The organism is Streptomyces sp. NRRL F-6676 (assembly GCF_000725625.1).
In the GTDB taxonomy this organism is placed as follows: domain Bacteria; phylum Actinomycetota; class Actinomycetes; order Streptomycetales; family Streptomycetaceae; genus Streptomyces.
The window spans coordinates 1-471 of record NZ_JOHS01000130.1; the positions used below are offsets into that span (position 1 = coordinate 1).

The window sequence follows — 471 nt, forward strand, 5'->3', positions numbered from 1 at the left end:
GCGTGTCGGCGCGCGCGGCACAACCCGCTGGAACAGTTCCCACAACTCGTCCGGCACCATCCGCTCGACCATCAGCACGGCAGCAGATTACCTAGACAGCCAAATGAGACGACCTCTAAGAAGCTGTTGTCTTTCCGGACTTGAAGACTGCATTTTCGCTGGTGGAGCATAGGGGCGGCGATAGGGTGGAAGTGACGGCTTGTCATGTCGTCGCTGCTGTGGGGGTCGTGGATGCCGTCGGTGGTCGGGCTGTTGGAACAGCGCGAGCTGGGTGCTCGTCGTCGAGTGGACGAGCTGCGGGAGGAGGCCGACCGCATCCAGGCCGAGCTGGCCCTGGCCGAGCGGGAATGGAAGGAGTGGGCCATCGCCCGCTCGAAGGTCGGAGAAGTGCTGGCCCCGGAGAACGAGACGGAGCAGGACCACACCCGGGCCGGCCAGGCAGTGCCGGCCGCCGAAGGGCGGGGCGGAACG

1 pseudogene is annotated in these 471 nt (G+C 66.0%); it reads left to right on the plus strand.

Features of this window, described 5'->3' with window-relative positions:
• Nucleotides 1-231 precede the first annotated feature (231 nt).
• Nucleotides 232-471: pseudogene (locus IO29_RS31310) on the plus strand (hypothetical protein); the annotation flags it as partial.